The organism is Parashewanella curva (assembly GCF_003675895.1).
Classification (GTDB): domain Bacteria; phylum Pseudomonadota; class Gammaproteobacteria; order Enterobacterales; family Shewanellaceae; genus Parashewanella; species Parashewanella curva.
Genome location: NZ_ML014776.1, coordinates 1 through 21,948 on the forward strand (window position 1 = coordinate 1; position 21,948 = coordinate 21,948).

Annotated in this window: 16 protein-coding genes; 6 read left to right on the forward strand and 10 right to left on the reverse strand. The window is 39.9% G+C overall.

Annotated elements, in window-relative coordinates; all coding sequences use genetic code 11:
• Positions 1–485: 485 nt before the first annotated feature.
• Positions 486–1,436 (forward strand): hypothetical protein, encoded by a 951-nt coding sequence (locus D5018_RS10250; RefSeq protein WP_121838912.1) that lies wholly within the window; start codon positions 486–488, stop codon positions 1,434–1,436.
• Positions 1,437–1,449: 13 nt separating this feature from the next.
• Positions 1,450–2,010: a sigma-70 family RNA polymerase sigma factor gene (locus D5018_RS10255; protein WP_121838913.1), complete on the forward strand. Its 561-nt coding sequence runs from the start codon at positions 1,450–1,452 to the stop codon at positions 2,008–2,010.
• A gap of 11 nt (positions 2,011–2,021) precedes the next feature.
• Here D5018_RS10255 and D5018_RS10260 read toward each other — a convergent pair whose 3' ends face one another.
• The 3 genes from D5018_RS10260 to D5018_RS10270 are packed head-to-tail and all read right to left on the reverse strand — an operon-like array spanning position 2,022 to position 4,506.
• Positions 2,022–2,351, reverse strand: coding sequence for a 5-carboxymethyl-2-hydroxymuconate Delta-isomerase (locus D5018_RS10260; protein ID WP_121838914.1), 330 nt, complete (start codon positions 2,349–2,351; stop codon positions 2,022–2,024).
• Positions 2,352–2,371: 20 nt separating this feature from the next.
• Entirely contained in the window at positions 2,372–3,487 is a 1,116-nt protein-coding gene (locus D5018_RS10265) for a site-2 protease family protein (RefSeq protein ID WP_121838915.1), read from the reverse strand.
• Positions 3,487–4,506: a methyltransferase gene (locus D5018_RS10270; RefSeq protein WP_121838916.1), complete on the reverse strand. Its 1,020-nt coding sequence runs from the start codon at positions 4,504–4,506 to the stop codon at positions 3,487–3,489. Before D5018_RS10270 ends, D5018_RS10265 begins: the two co-directional genes overlap by 1 nt.
• Before the next feature lie 164 nt (positions 4,507–4,670).
• Between D5018_RS10270 and D5018_RS10275 the strand changes: the two genes are divergently transcribed.
• Positions 4,671–6,077, forward strand: a complete 1,407-nt coding sequence (locus D5018_RS10275) for a hypothetical protein (protein WP_121838917.1) — start codon at positions 4,671–4,673, stop codon at positions 6,075–6,077.
• 34 nt (positions 6,078–6,111) lie between these two features.
• Here D5018_RS10275 and D5018_RS10280 read toward each other — a convergent pair whose 3' ends face one another.
• From D5018_RS10280 to D5018_RS10295, 4 genes are all read right to left on the reverse strand, one after another.
• Positions 6,112–8,355, reverse strand: a complete 2,244-nt coding sequence (locus tag D5018_RS10280; RefSeq protein WP_121838918.1) for a hypothetical protein — start codon at positions 8,353–8,355, stop codon at positions 6,112–6,114.
• 97 nt (positions 8,356–8,452) lie between these two features.
• Positions 8,453–9,514: a hypothetical protein gene (locus tag D5018_RS10285; protein WP_133309274.1), complete on the reverse strand. Its 1,062-nt coding sequence runs from the start codon at positions 9,512–9,514 to the stop codon at positions 8,453–8,455.
• Positions 9,515–9,620: 106 nt separating this feature from the next.
• A complete protein-coding gene (locus D5018_RS10290) occupies positions 9,621–12,752 on the reverse strand; it encodes an efflux RND transporter permease subunit (protein ID WP_121838920.1) in 3,132 nt (1,043 codons plus the stop codon).
• A gap of 2 nt (positions 12,753–12,754) precedes the next feature.
• The gene (locus D5018_RS10295; protein WP_121838921.1) at positions 12,755–13,915 is read right to left on the reverse strand and encodes an efflux RND transporter periplasmic adaptor subunit; all 1,161 of its coding nucleotides are present in this window, start codon (positions 13,913–13,915) and stop codon (positions 12,755–12,757) included.
• A gap of 362 nt (positions 13,916–14,277) precedes the next feature.
• On the opposite strand from D5018_RS10295, the gene D5018_RS10300 reads away from it, so the two are divergent.
• Both D5018_RS10300 and D5018_RS10305 read left to right on the forward strand, forming a co-directional pair.
• On the forward strand, positions 14,278–15,369 hold the full coding sequence (locus tag D5018_RS10300) for a death domain-containing protein (protein WP_121838922.1): 1,092 nt from the start codon (positions 14,278–14,280) through the stop codon (positions 15,367–15,369).
• 317 nt (positions 15,370–15,686) lie between these two features.
• Complete coding sequence (locus D5018_RS10305; RefSeq protein WP_121838923.1) at positions 15,687–16,646, forward strand: hypothetical protein; 960 nt, start codon at positions 15,687–15,689, stop codon at positions 16,644–16,646.
• A 48-nt stretch (positions 16,647–16,694) separates the two neighbouring features.
• On the opposite strand, the gene srmB is transcribed toward D5018_RS10305, so the two are convergent.
• Positions 16,695–17,918: an ATP-dependent RNA helicase SrmB gene (srmB, locus tag D5018_RS10310; protein ID WP_121838924.1), complete on the reverse strand. Its 1,224-nt coding sequence runs from the start codon at positions 17,916–17,918 to the stop codon at positions 16,695–16,697.
• 110 nt (positions 17,919–18,028) lie between these two features.
• Between srmB and D5018_RS10315 the strand changes: the two genes are divergently transcribed.
• Positions 18,029–18,466 carry a nuclear transport factor 2 family protein gene (locus D5018_RS10315; RefSeq protein WP_121838925.1) on the forward strand — a complete coding sequence of 146 codons (438 nt, stop codon included), beginning with the start codon at positions 18,029–18,031 and terminating at the stop codon, positions 18,464–18,466.
• A gap of 60 nt (positions 18,467–18,526) precedes the next feature.
• Here the strand turns inward: D5018_RS10315 and D5018_RS10320 are convergent, their stop codons facing one another.
• Together D5018_RS10320 and D5018_RS10325 are read right to left on the reverse strand one after the other, a co-directional pair.
• The gene (locus D5018_RS10320) at positions 18,527–20,068 is read right to left on the reverse strand and encodes an HD domain-containing phosphohydrolase (RefSeq protein WP_121838926.1); all 1,542 of its coding nucleotides are present in this window, start codon (positions 20,066–20,068) and stop codon (positions 18,527–18,529) included.
• 9 nt (positions 20,069–20,077) lie between these two features.
• Positions 20,078–21,691 carry a sensor histidine kinase gene (locus D5018_RS10325; protein ID WP_121838927.1) on the reverse strand — a complete coding sequence of 538 codons (1,614 nt, stop codon included), beginning with the start codon at positions 21,689–21,691 and terminating at the stop codon, positions 20,078–20,080.
• Positions 21,692–21,948: the final 257 nt, after the last annotated feature.

Here is a 21,948-nt window from a genome sequence, read left to right on the forward strand (position 1 = left end):
GTTGCTTAACTGAAATAATGGACATCGGCTTCTGAGTAATCTGTTTGTTTTTGGCGAAATAATTTGATCACATATGAAGCCTTTTTTCTATCTTTTTATTATCTTACGCTTAAGATCCTGTCTATGATGCCTATATAACAAATAAAAAGACATAAACATGAAAACGAAATTTACTTATACTGAACACTACTTAAAATGGGTTGTGGGTGGAGTAAAAGCCTTACAACAGCTACAAATTTGATGTGCCAATAGCCAGATAATTTATCTAAAATAACACCCCGACTCTCTTTAAAGCCAAGGTGAAATAATAATTTTAGCTGTCATTGAGTAAACCCACTCAACTCACTCCACAACTAGCTCTAGAATTACAAAAAATCTAACAAATTGAACCAACTCTGAATCGAGTTTCATCTTTCTTAATATTTATTGAAGATTTAAAACAATACGATTAGCTTTAATTCAAATTAGGTTTTGGAGATAACACATTGCTAGAAGTTACAGCCACTGTTGACCTATCTCAGCCTATAGTCCAACTATCTCCAATCACTAAACTTAATTCCGTAGATAGTGAAATGTATCAAGGCATTTTTTCAATTGCTAACTATCAATTTCAAGTGACGTTTGATCTAGCTGGAAACGTAGAAGCTATTACCTCTGATTATTCGCTTCAAAACGCAGATGTAGGCCCCAATGAATTACCGAGTTGCATGGGAGTTCAGGCAAAAAAAAACAGAGACAAATATTCAAATTTTATGAAAGGACTATCTTTTTCAACTTATATCCCAAAAGAAGCTGATAGCACTAATATTCATGAAGCACAGGAGTTTCCGCTCCATCAGGAACAGATTGGAAAAGAAAGCCCGCATAAATATTTAGTAAGCTACCCCAAACCTGATGTACCTAGTCATAGTGCTCCTAAACAAGTAAGCTCATCCACTCCAGCTAAAGGCGAAGATTATTCCTTATTGCTACTAAGGCAAAATTCCAGTCAAGGTAGTGAATTAAAAGATGTAGTTGTTGTTACTAACTTCCACAATATAAAAGACCCTAATATGAAGGATGCAAAAGCGACTGCTTTTGATGATCATTCCAAAAAAAAATTCGAACTTGAAACCTTAGCTGAACGCCTTCATCAACAAAAACTTGAACTCGAATCCTTAAGAAAAAGCCTTCAATTACAACATGAGCAGCAAGAAAATAAAGAACAGGAGATCAAACGAGAATATCAACAACTTGAAGCTGAAAAACAAAAGGTTATAACAGAGAAAAAAAAAGTTGAGGGCATAGCAAAAGAAATATTAAGACGAGAGGAAGAGTCTAAAATGAACGAACAGCAATTATTAACCAGAGAATATATCAAAAGAATAAAAACCAGCCAGAAAGAAGTGCGGAAAAACCCTTCTCTTGCCAAAACTAACGAAAGAACAATAGTATAGGCTTTTTACATTGATGAAAATAGAGCATATTTGGACACAATACCGCACCAGCTTATACCAATTTTTATTATCAAGAGTGTCTTCACCGGAGGATGCTGAAGATATTTTGCAAGATGTAATATTGAAAAGTGTTAACTCTATCGATCAATTAAATGACACCACAAAGGTGAAAAGCTGGCTATTTCAAGTCGCTAAATACAGTGTCATTGATTACTACCGCATAAAATCTAAACTCAATCTAAACCGTGAAGCCTCGTCTAACATTGAGATCGAGCAGAAATGGAATGATGATGAGCAAAGCCTATACGTTGAGCTCGAACCATGTATCCAGCCTTTTATTCAAGCACTTCCACCAGCACAACAGCTTATGCTTACCGAGATTGACATCTATGGCCAATCGCAAAAAGCCTTTGCTGAGAGTCAAAAACTTCCATACTCGACTCTGAAATCACAACTCAAGCAAAGCCGCTTAGCCTTAAAGCAGCTTTATTTGCAATGTTGTCGATTTGAAACCAATAACAAAGGTGAGTTATTGGATTATGTGCAGCATAAATCAGACTGCGGTCACTGCTAAGCTATAGGTGATCAGCTTAATGCCATAGAGTAACTCTCTCGATCGATATCCACTACTTCTGCTGTAATTGCCACATTTTCGTATCCCAGTTCAAGCAACTGTTCTATCACGCCCTCAGATAAGCCCAATTTTTGCCCTTGGGTTCTACCTGAGATAATTTTTAATGTAACATGAATGAAAGCGGAACGTTTAAAGCCTACTTGATAATGTTGGTATGGCAAAGCACGCACTTTAATGGCTCTGCTTTCAAATAAACGCGAGCTTAATGCACCTTTAAATACCGCTTCCATCAATATATCAGCATTAAACTCATTTGAATGTTCAATAATTAAATGTGGCACTAAAATGAACCTGTTTGTATTTACGACTGTAAAATTTTCATTGGTATCGACAGTAAGGTATCACCACTTTTTGCTGTAAGCCAAATCACCGCCATTAACCCTGTAACTGTTATTCCATACCAAACAAAGGAAAAAACTTGCCCATATCGGTCTAACGGTAATAAATGGGTGTGATGTCGGCTTCGCCACTCTAAAATGATTTCAATCGACCCTATGGCTAATAAAAAGCCAAATAATGTCATGCCAAAGTAATAGCTGATCGCTACTCCAAAAACCGCACCTGCAATGCAGATAAGTAAACCGGCCACACTGTTCATTGAAAAGCTAACGCTTTTTATGATGTGACCACCGTCTAATGGCAGTATGGGCAACATCTGGAAAAGGTTGATCAGAGCACTGAGAGAAGCTAAGCCAGCAAACAGCATATTATCGGTTACCCAATAGGTAATGAGACACACCCACGCCATGATCATGCCAAAGGTTGGTCCCATAATGGAAATCACCACGTCTTGCCAGCGGGTATTAATTTTTTGATCCGTCAACGCCAAACCGCCCATAAATGGGATCAAATAAAAGCCTTTGGTTTTCATGCCAAAGTATTTCATGGCTTTCACATGCCCGTATTCATGCACCACCAATACCGCAATCAAAGCAAGAGCAAATTGAAAAGAAAACAACCATGAATATGCAGCTAAGCTGGCTCCTGCCAATACCACTTTAATGACTTTGGCACTTTTCAGTAGCTTAAAACCTAAAGAAACCAAACCTAACACCCCAGGCTTTCTGGCTTCTTGTTTAGAGGATTCAACAGGGGTTTGTTGTTCGATATCCTTAGCGTTGCGTTGTCCATCTGTCAGCATTTGACCATCCACTTGCAGCTGGTAATCCAACTCAAACGGCTGCCACTTTAGGTCGATATCCAATTTTACCTTGATGGTTTGGGGCTCAAGTTCTGCATCTGTTTCTGCTTGAGGCTGAGTGCTCAGTTCAAACTCATGGCTAAATTGTCCCTCGTAATTTTCACTTGCAGTACACCCCGCCACAGGCCTATTATCCCAATACAGCTGTTGCCATCCCGCAAGCGAGGCCTCTAAACGCAGCTTTTTACCCAAACAGTCAATGTTTAATATTTCCATTAATTTTGATAAACCTTGTATTTGTTATTTTCAGCAGTGGTATTCACTTTACCAAAGTGCTGCTGCAAAGCATCTGAGTATGGTAGATGGCGGTTTGCCACGATCTGAAATACGCCTTTGTCCGTTAAGGCATTAGCACTATCCTTTACGAATCGCTCGGCAATATCAGTCGTCGCCATCAAACCATCATGAAACGGAGGATTAGAGACTATGCCATCTAACTCCCCTTCCACTTGTGCTAAACCGTCAGAAGGATAAACTTTTGCACGGAAGTTATTGGCTTTTAACGTCAATTCACATGACAACAAAGCCATAGCATTAATATCCACACACTCCAATTTCAATTCGGGCTGAGCTTTAAGCAAAGCAGCAGTGATCACTCCAGCACCACAGCCAAAATCCAAAACTCGACCTTGAAACTCTGTAATATTTTCCAACAGTAATGCCGTACCTGCATCCAATTGTTTTTGGCTAAATACCCCGACCATATTACAGATGGTCAGCTCACCTTGGGGCGTTGGCAAAAGATATTGGCTACACCAATCTTTTGTTGATAATTCAGGAGCACTTTCCATTAACTCACTCACGTACAGTAAACAGTGACGAGCATTATCTAGCTTTGTGGCTTTGGAAAAATAATCTGGTAAGGTTTTTGGGGCAGACTTTATCCCCCCTTTGTTTTCACCTACAAGGAATACACTGCCACCAACGTCTAAATATTGAGCCGCCAATTGATACAAATATCCTGCTAATGGCTTAGCTTTAGGGAAATAAATAATGACGTTATCAAAGGTGTTCAGCTCAGGCAGCTGATGCCCAAAGTGTACCGAAAGCTGGTTATTTTCCAGCGGTTTGAGCTGCTGATAATGATTATAATCCAATGCCAAAGCCGTCACAGATTGTGTTGTACTTAGCAGTTCTTGTGCTAAATGATCCGCTTCAATGTTGATCACCAAAACGCTTTGTTGTGCGAATAAACTTGTATTTCTAAGGAGTAACTGAGAGGAATTAGTTAACACAATTAAATCTATTTAGTTTTAAATTGTAAGCATTATACTGCTCCCTCTGGCATTTAGTAAGTCATATTGAGGTTTAGGTTATACCTGTCACAATGCAGATATTTACGATTTAATCTTCTGAAGTACGGCTTATTTTCACAAGAGATTCTATTGAGGAAGATAAGATGTCACTAACACCTTATTACCTTAACGAACACCAAGATAGGTACCTAGATGCTTTAGCGTTATTAAGTTTAAAAACCAACCCACGTGCAGATTTTTATATTTCGCCACTTTCACCAAAAAACCTTACATATAGAATTACTATCATCGATCAGCAAGTAGAGCTTGTCCACTTGATCCGTAAAACCGACAGTGCATATGAGTGGCCTTGTATAGCTTCTGAAGGAGGCATTGCAAGAGATATAAAAACAAGGCTCACAGTAAAGCTATCATCATTGCAGCGCCCGACAATAGTAGATCGTTTTTTCAATAACAAAGATTATTCATGGGAGCTTCAGCACCTTAATCGTTGCTCCGAGGTATTAGAGCTAACACAAACATCGTTGTTAACACAAACATCGTCTCAATGGTTTGATAAGGTAAAGCAACCTGCAAGCAGCAATGAAGCTCTAGTGGCAGCATTCAATTTCAATGTTGCTTTTCACTCTCGAGAACCTTGTTCACGTCTTTACGACTGTCATTGTGTTGAAGACTCTCAAGGTCAGCTATTCGGCTATGCCGATCCTGCAGTATTTCAATTTATGTTTAGATTAAAAAAGCTTGGTCACAGAGTGATAATTTTATGCTCATCGTCACTAAACTACGATTTTGCACAGAGGTTATTTAGTCGATATAACATAGAGTTAAAATCCAACAATCTAATGGATTTAAACTATATGCAACATGAGGGATTAAAAAACATACCTGAGCTCATTGAACATTTAGGTTTTACGGATAACATGTTGTTATTTGATGCTGATCAAAAGCATTTTTCAAAGTGTTGTCACTTTTATTGGGTAAACAACAAAACTTCTTTTCCCATTCACTTATTACCGCAATTACCCAAATCAATAGAGCAATGGATAAAATGTGCCAATGAAGAGCCATCAGCCACAAATCCCTTACTCACACTCGTAGTTAATTTAAATACCCTTTTTGCTCACGACAAGAAAAGAGGAAGATTTACTGTACGTAGGCTTCACTATAATATGGGAATATACACACCCTATATCGATTTAGATGCAATTCAGCAATTGAAGGTGTTTATTGCTAAAGGGCATAGGTTACATATTTTTTGCACCGACTACCCTAGAACAAAAGCATCAGCAGTCAATGCATTATTATCTAGGTTAGGATTAAAACTTCCCCCCGTCTGCGTGAGACAATTGTGTTCCAATAAAATAGCCCCCAAACATGTAACATCAGAGTTAGAAAAAATAATTTCAGGTAAAGATACTTTGTATCTTGACAGTAATAGCAACTATAACCCTTTAAGGACTGAGTTTGAAAAACAGCTCAATCCATTCCTTAACTATTTTTTTAGAGTTTGTGATTCCAATAATTTTCTCAAAATATACAAGCTTCAATAAAGCAAAGCTCGCTTACAACCCTTTGACAATAAGACTATTCTTCCGTTAATTGCCGTGTAAACGCTTGGCAGATATTTTGCTCAACATTTTGCTTAGCTCGTTGTAAAGCAATTTCGGCATTATCCATAAAATCTTTCAAAGACTGATCTTGGTGATAAGACACTATGCCAATACTTATGCCTTCTGATAAACCAATCTCATCTAGGCGATTATAAGTATCTACCGCAAATTGATGTGCTTCATCAGAACTGGTGTTGGGTAGCATGACCATAAGTTTACCTAATTGACATTGTGCCAATTGATAAGCTTTAGGCAACTCAAGCAATAGACGAATCTCGATGTCATGCTGACGCTTTTCTAACTTATCAATGTCACTCATATGGCTAAAGACGCCTACAGGTCTGATGTCCAATAGCATCATACTGGCGTATAAGCGCTTATCGTCATCTAGGCTCGCAAAATAACTTTCAACCTCGTCGTAACCCATTAAAATTCGACTACGGTGTGGGATCATTTTTTGTTTTTCTGTCTCATCAGAGGCAATCGATGGCACAAGGCTACACACAAATAAATCAGGCTCGTTCATGCTAGCGTCAACACTATTAATCATCACTTCAAAATAAGTGTACTGACCATCATAGAAGTGCTGAGTGCATCCATGCCATTGCCCTGTTAATGCCAACTGTTGCTGAATGTGACCCCATTGCTTTTCAATTTCGCTCCCTAATAAATAGATTAAACTGTCGGAGTTAGACTTACGTTTAAAAGCTTGATCAAATTTGCGGTTAGACTGCTGAATCCTACCTTTAATATTGACCAATACCACAGGAATTGCGGCTTCACTTATCTGATGGTTTAACGCCGCTTGCTCTTGCATCTGTCTTAACTCAGTGATGTCGCTAATGCTGATCAAGAGGTACTGTTCTCGGTCTCCATTAACATGCTGAGTTAATGGTAATGAAGAGAGGGTGATTTTTAACACGCCCAAATCAGCATGGCGAAGATCCAACTCAAATTGATGATGTCTATTTTTTTGGTAAGACTTCATGAGTGTCCGGTATTGTTGCTGCTCTAACCGTAAAACCCCCATTACGTTTCGGTCAGCTAACTCTTCTTGAACCATCGCAAGCATGGCCGCAGTGGTTGGGTTAGAAGCAATCACTCTCCCCTCTTCAGAGGCAATAAGTAAACCTCGTTCATCCTTAAACAGCTGCTCTACTAACTCCATATTAAAAAATCTGGCGCGGCGTTCTAAAGTAAAACGGTTTAACATTACAATGAGGCTCGCGATAAGTAAGGTCAGTAATACTGAAAAGCCAACTAAAATCATCTGCCGATGAGCAAACGCTTTGTTAATATCTTTATCAAGAATGTTTGATAAGAAAAAATAAGGGTAATTACTGTTGTTGCTCTCGCCAAAATCAACTTTTAAGTAGACATAAGTAGACGCATTTCCGTAAAACTCACCAAATTTTTTTAAGGTAATGGCATTCCAAAGCTCAGGAAACTGGGTACTCAATAACGTATCAATATCATCATTAGAGCTTTGTTTCGCGCTAATGAATTTATTACCATCAAACATTCGCCCCTTGGAATCCAATAAAATAAGCGGCGATGAATTACCCCCAAAATTTGGTTTTATTGACTGTAGTGTGCGATTAATAGAATTAAAAGTAACAAAAAAGCCCACCAATTGCTTTTGAGGGTTCATCACCTTAATTACTTGAAACTGATAAGGCTCCAGTACTCCATTGATAGCGATTTTATGGATCTCTGAAGCATACACTTCGTTTTCTCTTAGTAAATACAATTTCGCTAGTAAAGACTGAGATAAAATAGGCATAATCTTTTGATTTTGTGTTACTAACCTTCGATACCCACCTGCATCATAAAAAGCAATCGACAATAGCTCTGGAATATTTTCAGTTAGCGTCATCCATTTTTTATTGAGTTGCTGATGCCGGATTTTACTGGGGCTTTGCAAAAAATGAACAAAAGTATCACTAGAGGCAATGGTCTTAATTCGAAAGTTTTGAAATGCTACCTGATCGGCAAGCAGTGTACTGAACGTTTGCAGTTCACTGTATCGTTGAGTCGCCCATTCACTTTTTAACTGCTTTTGACCTAAGCTAAGTGCGACATTCGTCAGGAGTACCATTGCAATTAATAACATCACTAATTGGCTGGCTAAGGCTAATTTTCGCTGATAGGACCAATGTATGCCCTGAGCAGAGAATAGAGGTTTGGTGAATTGAGGAAATGGACTGAATTTTAGCATGAAATCGTAATGGCATAAAAGCAAAGTCTAATGTTATACCATTAAGTGAGTGATTGTGAACTGAATGCATTTCAAGGGTTAGAAATTGAGGAAGTCTTTAATTGGGAGCGCCCCTAGGAACAAGCTTTGAAGGAAGAAGTTTTGATAACCCTATGGTTCGACGGGCAAACATTGAAGGAGCAGGATTTACAGGGACAGCCCTTAAAGAAGCCGCCTTCTCAGAAAATGAATCTGTAAGTTCGTTTTTAAGAGAATCTACCATTGAAAAGATAACGCTCTTATCGTCTAACTCAGACTTTACCTTTTCCTGTGGAACTTTCTGGGCAGTGAACACTTTAACCACCGAAAATGTAGATGCGTAGTAATTACTTCGGGTTACCGGTTCAATGTTTTCAGGTGTTAATTCTGTCATCTTAAATACTTTTGACAAGTCTGAGGGCTCAGTAAAATAATCTGTTCTGATATTAAAGTTTTCAAGCAGTAGTCTTCGAAAGCCATTTTTACTGAGTAAAAGTGAATTACTGTTTTGACGTAACATAACAGCATTACTATGGGTTAAATGAACACCAATAACAGGACATTTAAGAGTATTATTAAACCAAGAGCGTAACGTAATACTTGATTCCACTTTTTCTAATTCATGCAACTTAATATTAAAAGCCCGTATTTTAGCACCTATTGAATCAGGCTTAAGTTTACCATTAACTGCACCTGCATTTAGCAAGGCTTCAACATTAGTTTGAATTCTATCATTCTCAAAACCCGGCCGTATTCTGAGTGTGCGGTCAGCATAAGAAACCTGAGTGTTATCGCAAAGTTTTTTTATTTCTGTTATTTCCAGCGTATCTAAAGCTACCGTGTAATGATCTTTTAAGTCTTTTCGAAGAGAAAATAGGGAAGCATTCACCTCGAACTTGGCTAACATAAACAATTCTATGCCATAGGGTTCATTTAAATTTATCCGCATTTGGTAGTTACAACCGCCACTATAAAACACATACTGCTCTAATGGGGTGTTTGTGGTATTCCAAACGGCGTCACCGATTGCGTCAATAGAAGAGTCTAGACTGTCTGTGGGTAGCTGGACATGAACATGAGAATCATCATAAGACCACAACAAAAAACCTTGTTCGACTATTACATCTGCTCTAATTGCCACAGTAAACCTAAAAAATTGACCTTTATCGGACAATTTTAAAACTTACTCCATATTATTACTGCTTTACAAACAAAGATTCATTTCGTGTTTATAAAGCAGCAAAATATTACACCAATGACTTTGGCTGCCACCACCATTGATATATTCGCTGGCAGTAATGGCGAATATCTTCATGGATCACGTATAACGCAGGCATTAATACCAAAGTCACTACGGTAGCAAAGGCAATACCAAAGGCTAATGAAATTGCCATCGGAATGACGATTTTGGCTTGTAAACTGGTTTCAAACATAATGGGGATCAAGCCAACCACCGTTGTTAATGAAGTCAACACAATCGCTCTAAAGCGACGGCAACCAGCATTAATAGCCGTTTCAATAACGCTTGTTCCTTGCTGTCGAGACTTGTTAATGTAGTCCATCATTACTAGGGCGTCATTTACCACAACCCCAAATAACGCCAAAATACCATATTGGCTTAATACACTCAGTGGCACGCCCAATAACCAATGCCCAAACACGGCACCAATCACAGAAAATGGAATAACTGCCATGATCAACAATGGCTGAGTATAAGATTTTAGTGGAATAGCCATTAATCCAAAAATCACTAATGCGACAAATACTAAACCTTTCTTAAAGGCGGCATCCGCATCGGCGGCTTCTTGGCTTCGGCCATCCAGTGATGTCGTTAACTGACGATATTTTTGAGTCAGAGTTGGAATAAATTGCCCGTTCACTTCTGACACCATCTTACCCGGCTCAGCAATGGTTTTATCTACATTAGCGGTAACGGTAATTGCTCGGTGACCGTCAGTGCGGTTAATCGAAGCCAAGGATTCGCCAAACTCTATTTTAGCCACCGAACCAAAGGGCACCATACTGCCATCTTTGGTTCGGATCATCATTTTTTCAAGATGACCTAACGTTCGCCGTTGCTCAGCAGGGTAACGCACCATAACTTTAACTTCTTCACGGTTACGCAAAATCCTTTGCGCCTCATAGCCGTAAAAGCCATAACGCACCTGACGTGCTAAATCAGCTAGGGTTAATCCTAGCGCTTGAGCTTCAGGACGAATTTGTAATCGTACTTCTTTACTGCCTGACGAAAAGTTATCGCTGATCCCATACACACCTTCGAAACTTGCCAGTTTTTGTTTTAACTCTTTAGCGGCCGCAGTGAGTTCATCAAGGTTTGTTGCCATCAATCTAAAGGCAACATCGGATGAAGCTCCCGCTTGAGTGCTACCATCGACGGTCAGCTTTTTAACATCAGTAAAAGTCGGGTTCTCTTCACGCCATGCACGTGCAATTGCGGCACCGTCTACTTCCCTGTCTTCCCCTTTTGTTAGCTCAGCAAAAATAAATCCTTTAGTTCGATTCAGCACATCAAGCTGACTGTTTTCTAAAATCGAATAACCAAGTTTCTGCTGCATTTTTGCATCAACACGATAAAGGGCTTGCTCAATTTCCAGCGTCGTTTCTAACGTTTTTTGCTCCGAAACGCCTTTGTTCATCTCAAGGTGAACTTGTATAAAATCCGATGGCACATTAGGGAAGAAGACTTGACGTACTGAGCCACCATCTACCATACCCTTCGATAATATGAGCAAACCTACAAAAACGGCTACCACGGTATAACGCCATGATACGCAAGCTTTGATAAATGGCTGGTAATAATTTTGAACAAAGTTTTGCATGCCTTGGTTAAACTTCGCTTTTAGTCCCAACACGCCGGACTTTGGCTTAGATTTAGGCTTCACTTTTAGATGACGTAAGTGAGCTGGTAAAATCCACTTTGATTCAATCAAAGAAAACGCCAGACACAAGATCACTACCCAAGCGATGGATTTAAAGATCTCACCGACAAATCCTTGTGCGGCATACAAAGATGGAATAAAGGCCACGATGGTGGTCAAGACTCCAAAGGTCGCTGGCATCGCCACTCGCTTGGCTCCTGCTATTACGTTATCAAGACCCGAACCTTTCTCTTCGACCTCGGTATAAACGCTCTCGCCAATGACAATGGCATCGTCAACGACAATCCCCAGCACCAATAAGAAACTGAACAAGGTGATCATATTGATAGAAAGCGAAAATGGCTCAAAAGGCATAATAAATATCGCGCCTAAGAACGAAATCGGGATCCCTAGCATGACCCAAAATGCCAGCTTTAAATCAAGGAAAAATGCTAATAACAAAAATACAAGCAGTGCACCTAACCACATATTCGATAGCATCATATTTAAACGACCGTCGAGATAATGGGTTAAGTCGCCCCAATAATTCACTGTAATTGACTGCGGCAATTCTGGCTGCTTGGCAGCAACATAATTGCGAACTTGTTCACCAATCCTAATCGCGTCTTCATCATCAATGCTAGAAACTTCAATAATGGCCGCAGGTTTGGCATTAAAACGGGTATAGAACAAACCCTCTTGCAAGCCGTCTTTAATATCGGCTAACTGGGATAAGAAAATTCGACTGCCATCTTGAGTCGTCGCCACAAGAATATTGCCATATTCTTCGGCACTATAAGCTTGGCTTTGGGTACGTAATAAAATATCACCATCACTGGCACGAATAGCACCACCGGGAAGATCAAAAGATGAGTTTTGTACCGCTTGTACAACATCATTGAAGCTCAAGCCATATTCTCTTAGCTTATTTTCTGATACTTCAATGGCGATTTCATTGTTGGGTTGATCACGCAGTTTTACCTGAGTTATTCCCGAAAGGTTAGCGATATCTTCACGCACCTCTTTGGCGATTTTTTTTAGCTCAAATTTAGAGACTTCACCTGACACAGCTACCCAAATCACACTGTTTGGAACTGTAGGGTGAGTGATGATGGGCTTTTCAATGTTCCCAGGGAATGTTGAAATGGCATCAACCTGAAGCTTCACTTTATCCAAGACATCTTGAGGTTTATAGCCAGAAGCAATTTCAATGTTGACCGTACCAATTCCATTACCAGAATTGGAGGTAAGTTTTTTTACTCCTCGAATATTTTTAACCGCTTCCTCAATTTTGATGACAATGCCTTCTTCAATCTCTTGAGGGGCAGCTCCTGGGTAAGCAACCGAGACATTAACGGCATTGTTTTCCTCAATTGGAAACATTTCTTTTTTGATGGAAAGCGCACTGAACACACCACCAATCAATAACACCCACATCAACAAGTTGGCTGCCACAGGATTATGGACAAACCAAGCAATCAATCCTTTTGGTTTATCCATTTTTACTTACCTAATGCTAATTCAGACGTTTGAGATTCTGCAACTTCGACACCTTGACCATCATCCAAACGGTCGAAACGCGTCAAAGATACTCGTTCGGTTTGAGCAATGCTGCCATTGATATAAACCCAAGATTCATCTTTGTACACCACATCTAAATCACGAATATCAACCTTGCTATCGGTATCAATTAACGCCACAAACTCATCACGAACTAAGTGCCTTGGTAAACGAATCAAGTTTGATTGTTCTTTACCTTGAATATCTGCATTAACAAAGCTACCAAACTGCAATGGCATTCCTTGCGCTAAGCTCTGGTAAGGCTTTTGTACTTCAGCTACGAGATACACCATCCGGCTTTGGCTATCCACCACGCCCTCACTGCGCACTAGTTTCGCAGGCCATTGATATAGCTTTCCAGCTAAATCCAATTTAAGGATGACTTTGGCGTTAGGCTTTGTGATTGAATTAAGATGGATAAGATCATCACTAGCAACAGGCAAACGGACTTCTGCGGTACTGATATCTAACACTTCACCAACTTCAGCCCCTTTTGTCACATACTGACCTAAGTTTACGACTCGACTTTTTACAATGGCATTATAAGGTGCTCGTATAACGGTACGTTCAAGATTGCGTTGAGCACGCGATAACGCGGCTTTTGCAGATTTTACTTTAGCTTGCTCTTGCTGAAGCTGAGGAATACGTAACCCTAAACTTGGCGCTTGGCTATGACCTTTAAATTCTACTTTAGCTACTTCACCACGCGCTTTCTCAGCATCCAGTTCTGCATTGGCTTTGGCTAAGTTCGCTTCAGCTTGTAATAAATCCGCTTGATAGTCAGCATCATCAATACGCGCTAAAACATCGCCTTGTTTCACCATACCGCCACTGACAAATACATCAGCAAGTTCAACTACACGACCACTGACTTCCGCCGCTAAACGCGTTTGGTTTTTCGGCTTAACCACACCAAACGAATCCAGCACGATCGGCTGTACATAAGGTTCGACCGACATCACCTCAACAATCGGTAATACTGGAGGTGGTGGTGCTTGTTCTGATATTGCTTCGTTTTGGGTTGATAAAAAATAAAGCCCGATAAAAATTATAATTATTATTAATGGGGAGAAACGCCTCACCCATACTGCATTGTCATTCATAGCGCCATGTTTTCCTTCTCAGGGCAAAATCTGGCACACGTTACCAAAGAATCTGTTAATAATAAACGATTAATGTAAAAAAAATGTTAGTCAAAATTTTGGCTAACTTGATAAAATTCAAGCAGCTATCAAAACAACCAAAACATAGTGAGTATTCACCATCAATAAGACCTATATACAGCAAGCTTGAATCCATAAATTGAAACTAACTGATTTTTGGCGGCATCAGTTTGGTAAATCGCAGATATGCTCAAGCAGTATATTTGTCAGAGAAAAAACAAGGCAATATTCGAAGTTGAAATATAAATCAACACAACCAACGAGTTAAACATTTTTCATACACTGCATAATGATTAACTTTCATGCTAGCTTTATTAGTCGTTAATCATTTGATGGTACATCTTGGTATGGAATCTAGAGTTAGCTCCGTTCAACCGACACAAGGTTTTCCTCAGGCGGCAACCCAGTCATCCGCGAAACCTGATGTAAATATCATCGCTTATTTTACTCAAAGCAAAGATCCATCCTGGTGTTGTGACTGGCAAAAAATGGCAACTTGCTTAATGTTGGCAAGTACAGTGAGCCTAATTTCGAGAGAGCATCAGACAGAGGATGAGAGAATAAAAGCGCTATTAAATAGATGGGTAGAAAAACCAGATGCTAACATAAAAAAGCTTATTAGCGTCCTGGAGGAGATAGGAAATCGTCGCTTAGCTTTGCAATTCAAAGAGCAATTAGAGGTAGATCCTCATTATTTTGATTTGAAGATGGACGATAGAACTAACCCAGATACCGCTTCTCAGGTCACTACACAAGCATATCGTGCCCTTCAAGACGAAAATCAACGATTGCAGCAACAACTTCAAAGTATCCAAAGTGAGCTACAAAGAGCACAAGATGAATCACGCGCTCTCAAGCAGCAAGTTGAACAATTAACTCAAGCAGCAAAAGCCATGGAACAACAAACAGAAGAGGCCAAACAACAGCTCTTACATTCAAACAAGCAGCTTATCTCTGCTTTAAAAAAGCATGATCAGCAATCTCATTTGACTTACCCGACCCCATTTCACCAGACGGCAAGATATGGTTCAAAAACTACCAAATTGCATCTTACACCAAATCAAGAGTTCACGTTTAGGCTGAATTTCTTATCTAAGATCCCTGTAGATCGTATCAACAATCTAGTTAAGAGGTATCAACTTTTCAGTGCCAACGGGCAACAGTTCATTGATGCATTGGGAGTAGAGTCAATAAAAAATGAGATTGGAGTTGCACACCTTTCATATAATTCCGACGCTTATAATTATCACACCATCATAACCAAATTATATGAAAAGTGTGGTAGCTCTTTTACTGTCTATGACTTTGTATATGCCTTAGCTCAAGCTAAAGGTGGAGCAAGCACGGCAATTTCTATGGAGTTTATAACGGATATAGAAAAGTTATTAAGATAATATTAAACACCATTTGCTTTGCTATCGTTAAAAACAATCACAACTTGAAATACCCCACAAGAGGCCATATACGGCCTCTATTAAAACCAATCAATTAAATATTATTCATTAAAATTGTATCGAGCATTTTTTATGCTAGCCTCCACAATCTGTTTAATATTTGACCACACCTTCAAACTATGACTATACAAAGCAGTTCAGCTCGCCCTCCACATGTTAATTTCTCTGGCACATTATCATCGAATAAACCAGACATAAATATAATCAGTCAATTTGCCCTAGCAAATCACGACACATGGTGTGGAAGGTGGCATGAGGTGGCAACAGGTTTATATCTTGGAGGGCAAACCGGTTTCATTTCATCTGAAAATAATACTAACAATGCAAGAATGGCTGAAGTCTTGCGGCTATGGGCTAAAAAGCCTGATGCGAACATAAATGACTTTATACATGCTTTAGAACTATCTGGCCTAGGGGTATTAGCAAGAAAGTTTCAAGCGAAAGTAGACCAAAATCCTCAATTTTTTGATGTGACAAAGCCACACGCTCGCAGACAAGAGCTAGGCATGGATGATGGAGCTAGCGATGATGTGACTCCCCAACAAGTTCCACAAATTAACAGGGAACAATTTCATAACCTTCAAGACGAAAATCAACAGCTCAAGCAACAAATACAAAGTTTGCAAACTGAACTGCACGGAGCCACTTCCACAAACCAACAATCACAAATAACAATCAGTTCTCTTCATCAACAAATAAGAAGATTAACATTGCAATTACAAACAGAAAGGGAAGAAAAAAATGCAGCAATAACTAATATACAACAGCAACTTGAAGCCGCCCTAGTAAATCAAGCCCAACAACCAAATGTTACAAGCATGGCTGGGCAACCTGAAAGCACCTCACCAGTGCAAAATCCTGCGACCTGTAAATTATCAGCTTATCAAGAAGCATTATTTAAAATGCATCCATACACTAAAGTCTCAATGAACAGATTGCTACAGTTTCTTCAAAGACATCAAGTTAACAGATCAAAATGGAAAGAGTTTGCCACCGCATTAGGATTGGGTTCCGAAATAGAGGGGATTGAATCGGATCCCTTTATGTATAGAGATTGCTCAAGATGTTACAGCAAATTAGTAACCATGGTTTACGCTCGACGAGATAGCACATCTTTTAACGTTTACGACTTGGCTCAAGCGGTATCTCAAGCTAGAGGTGACATGAACTTAGTGAAATTTTTCAAAGATATAGAAGACTGTTTACCCAAAAGATAAATCCTATACCGCTAACTGGGTTGAGAAGGTTAGCCTTCTCACTCCAGACTACTTTTTCTTTTTCTTAGCTTTTGCCTTGGCCTTCATTTTCACTTTATCTTTCTTTTTCGCTGGCGCTTTAGCTTCTTTATTTTTTGGACGCAAGCCTTCAATGACTCGACGTTTTAGCTTTTGCTCGGTATAACGTTCAATTTTACCAAGAATACGTACATCATGCGCTTCCACCAATGAAATTGCTGTGCCTTTGGCACCTGCACGACCTGTTCGCCCAATGCGATGAACATAAATATCGGCTGAGCGTGGCATATCGAAGTTGATCACATGGGTAATACCTTCAACATCAATGCCACGGGCAGCGACATCGGTACAAAGCAGTACGTTCACTTCGCCTTTGGTGAACTTACCTAAAGCTTGGAAGCGCTGTTTTTGCTCCATATCGCCACGTAAAAACGCGCTTCGAATGCCCGCTTGTTGCAATAAGCCTTCGAGACTTGCTACTACTTCACGAGTTTTCACAAAAACGATGGTGCGCTTAACGTCTTCGCTGTTGAGCAAGGCACACAACAATTGGAATTTATGGTTCTTGTCGTCAGCTAAATGCACCCATTGATGGATTTTGGCTTTTTCTGAACGAGGAGCATCGTCAATGTTCACTTGAATAGGATCGATAAGTAATTCGTCTGCAAAGCGACGGACACCGCCTGTTTCGAGCGTAGCGGAAAATAGCATATTTTGCTTACGCCCTTGCGCTTCTGTCGCGATACTTTTAACTACCGTAGCAAAGCCCATATCTAACATGCGATCAGCTTCATCTATGATCAGCACTTCCACCATTTCAGCTGAAAACTGGCCTTTATCAAGGTACTCAAGTAAACGCCCGGGTGTGGCTACCAGTATGTCTAAATTTTCTTTTAATGCTGCTTCTTGCGGCGCATACGGAACACCACCTGTGATAATGCCAATGTCTAAATCCAATTCATTAGCAAGGTGCGAAGCATAACGATGAACTTGGCTGGCTAGTTCTCGAGTTGGCGTAAGAATAAGTACACGAGCTTGTCCTGAGTGACGACGAGGAAAGTCGATAAGATGCTGTAATGCAGGCAATAAAAATGCCGCCGTTTTTCCCGTTCCTGTCGGTGCCATCGCCAAAATATCGCGCTGCTCCATTGCCATTGGAATGGTCTGTTGCTGCACGCTGGTTGCCGCTTTATGCCCCATATTTTTTAAGGAGTTAAGTAAACTGGGATCTAAATCGAATTCTTCAAATAACATAGTGACACTCTAGGCAGGCGAGAATAGGACACGAATTATACCCGTGATACTAATGGATGCAAATATTCGGTAAAATACATCACCATTATTCACATTAAAACCGAGCTTTTATGCCCAAAGGTCAACTCATCGCACTTGCTAATGAATACATGAAGCAGCATTCAGCAAAAAATGCAGAAGCCATTGCAAGCCTGTTCGTTCAACATGGTTCAATCCAATGTTGGGGTACCAGTTCGGATGAAGAAGTGCATTCATTAGCTGAGCTAAAAACTATGGTGCAACTCGACTATGACGCCACTCAAACACTTTCACTATCATGTAATGACCTTGAAGTTTTTCATACCGACCACTCTGGTGTGGTTTTTGGCAATTGGAAAGCCGAGTATCGGCTGATAGGGGAAAATATGACTCATGAGTTAATACTAAGAACGACACTTTACGCTGAAGTAATCAATGAAAAGTGGCAAATTAAACATGCTCATTGGTCTGTTGCGGCGGACAATCAAACATTAGCCGAAGATCAACCGATTAAAATAGATATTCAGTAAATAGAGTTCGCATATTATCTATATCAAGCGAACTCTAACGCGACCTACAATATCTAGAAACTAACGATCAGGATGCGCTTCTAAGATCCATCTAAACTTATCAAAATGCTGCTCAAAAACCGTCACTAATTCAGGGTCAAAGTAGGTTCCACGACAGTTGATAATTTCCTGTTTTGCATCTTCCACAGTCCATGCGGGTTTATAGCAACGCTTACTACACAGGGCATCAAAGACATCCGCTAATGCCGTAATGCGTCCTTCTATCGATATATCGCTGCCCGCTTTGGCGTTGGGATAACCCGTGCCATCCCAACGTTCATGGTGATCTCTGGCCAAATTTGCCGCCATTTGAAATGTGGAATTATGATTTCCACTTAAGATCTCCCAGCCTTTTTCAGCATGCTGTTGCATGGTTTGCCATTCTTCAGCAGTCAGTTTGCCTGGTTTGTTAAGCACACTATCCGGCACCCCAACTTTACCAACATCATGTAACTGCGCAGCCAGACGGATGGTCTCGCTAAATACTTTTGATTGACCACTGAGCTCAGCGAGAGTTTTAGCGTAAAGTCCTACTCGAATAACATGCTCTCCGGTTTCTTTTGAGCGTGACTCCATTGCACCGCCCATCAACGAGATGCTCATTTCTTGGGCTTCTTTTAGCGAATTATTTAACAGCAGATTTTCGTAACTGAGCATGACGTTTTTCAGGTAGAGGTCGATCATTTCTATACCCTGAAAATCAATCTCTTCTGAGGCAGAAAACGCAAATACGGTATTGTGTTCATTATCAGATTTGTGGTAATAAACGTAGTAATTGTCTTCTTTAAAGCTTTCTTTAATCGTCAGTGCTTTTGAAAACAACGCCTTGTATTTAAAATTCAGCTCTTCAGCGTTACTGCGGGTGATCACCTCAACCTGTGAGGCTTTACCCGAGAACATTTTTAAATGGCTGTCCATTTTTGAAATGCCAAAACTATCTTCAACATCAATATACATTTTGGTATTGGTGATATTGAGAACTAATTTTAACTGCTCCAACACGGCTTCAGCAAAGATGCGAAGGTTACTGAACTCACAAACATTGGTGATCGTCGCGATCACTTGTTTAAGCACTTTGCGATGTTGCTGTAATAAACAAATGTCACGATAAGCACGTAAAGAGGTGAAAAAAGTGGTCTCCAAATCACTGCGACGCAGCTCAGTTTTGGCTTTGTAGCCATCAATATCATAGTCACGAATGACACTTTGCTCGGGTGCGATGCCTGGTTGCCCTGTCCGCAAGATTATACGTGAGTAACTATTGTTCATTTGCTTACGGATAAATTTGGCAAGCTCCAGTCCTGCGCTGTCGCTTTCCATAACCACATCTAACAAAATTAAACTGAACTGTTGCCCTTGCTCCAAGATAACTCGTGCTTGCTCCCCCGAATATGCACAGTGAAATTTAACCATCTTATTTTCAAACTCAAATCCACTCATAATGAGCTTTGTTGAAGCATGTACATCTTTATCATCGTCAACGATGAGGACATGCCAAACATCTTGCTGTTGTGCAGGTTCATTATTTGAAATGCTTTCTCTATCGTCTTCTAACCATTCCATTTTGAACTCCTAAACATTGTCTATTACTAGCGGTAGCAAGATGGTGAATTGCGTGCCTTGATTTAAGCTTGATTTACAGCGGATCTGCCCATTCATCTTATGAGTAACTAAGTTATAAACGATACTCATACCCAATCCGCTGCCACCTTGTCCTCGCTTGGTCGTAAAGAAAGGTTCAAAAATTTTGGCTTGCTGTTGCTGATTCATACCCACACCATCGTCAGCAAACATCAATACCAACTGCTGATTTTGCATTGAGACATTGATGGTGATTCGACCATGCTTGTTACCATCGTCGTAAGCATGCATTAAGGCATTCATCAATAAGTTACTGATCACTTGTGAAAAAGCGCCAGGGTAGCTTTTGATGACCAGCCCACTTTGAGAAATTTGAGTATCTATGGTGATAGAAGTAGGTTTAAATTTATGGTGCAGACTTCTAATGGTGTCAGTCAGATAAATGTCTACCGTAAATTCTCGCAGTGCTTCACTGCTTTGCTCGACAGCGATTTTCTTAAAGCTGGCGATAAGCTGCGCAGCACGTTCATTGTTGCTGAGTAATAATCGGCAATTCTCGGTTGATGAAGCTAAAAAGCTTTCTAATTGAGTTCGCTTTAGGGTGCCATTTTCAACACCTTTATTGAGTACTTCAATTTCTTGTTCTAAATGCGATGCCAAAGCCATACTGGTACTTAATGGCGTATTCACTTCATGGGCAACGCCAGCCACTAAGTTACCCAAAGACGCCATTTTTTCGGACTCCACCAGCTGATCTTGGGCTAACTTAATTTGCTCAATATTACAATTCAGCTCATCATTTTTGTCATTGAGCTCTATGGTTTGCTTATCCACCTCAGTTTGCAACATTCCAAGTAATTTTGAAGAGGATTTGAGGCGAAAATATAAAATCAGAAACAGACAAATCACGAGCCCTGCAAAACCAAAGATTGCCAAGGTTACAGTACGATTATGATAGGTGTTGAGGGCGCTAATATGTGCAGCTGTTCGCTCATCTTGGAGCTGATAGAACTCATTGATGTACGACATGATTTTCACCTTAGTGTGAAAATACGCTTCGCTATAGAGAATTTTAACCGCACTTAAATCATCAAGGCTTGAGTTTTGCGTTAACTCAAACGCCTGTAACTCCAGTTGCGCTAAATTATCAGACTCAGCTTTGGCTTTATCAAGCTGTAATAACTCCGCTGATTCAATGCCACTTTCTATCATCAACTGATGTAATGATTTACGACTGCCAAGTTCAAAAGGCGGCATGCTGTGTTCAGGCATTAAAAAGTCCCAATACACGCGCTCATAGTTATTGGGTCTTGGAGACTCCCCGTCTCGAATCTTCATGATTTGCTCAAAGTATTTCAAGAACCTTGGGTTCTTGGTAACCGCATAGGCTCCCGCCATTAAGGTTAACTGATCTGAACTCAACCTAAGTTGTTCTGTGAGCAGATAGGACTGATATCGGTTTTCATTGGCATCAAGCAAGCTCTTAAACGAGCGATAGGACAATACGGTAAATACTAGTGACACGATAAGAAAAACAACGGATAAAATGCTTAAGATTTTGGGAATAAAATCCAGTTTTTTGATACTTTTTTGATTAATTGACATTAAATAACCGAACAAATAAAAAGGTAAACCTGTGAAGAACAGACACCGCCATTCTCTGGAAATGCTCCCAGAACAATGATTAATATTTAGAAGAATTCAGAAGTGTTCACTCAAGCGCAGTGTTCACTAATACAGCGGAAAGTGAACAAGATACGCTCAATGTGAGAGAAGTAAATTATCGGGATGACTAAATGTGACATAGAGCAAAAACACCAACCACATTTGTGATACTTATCATATTTTATGACAAGTACCAT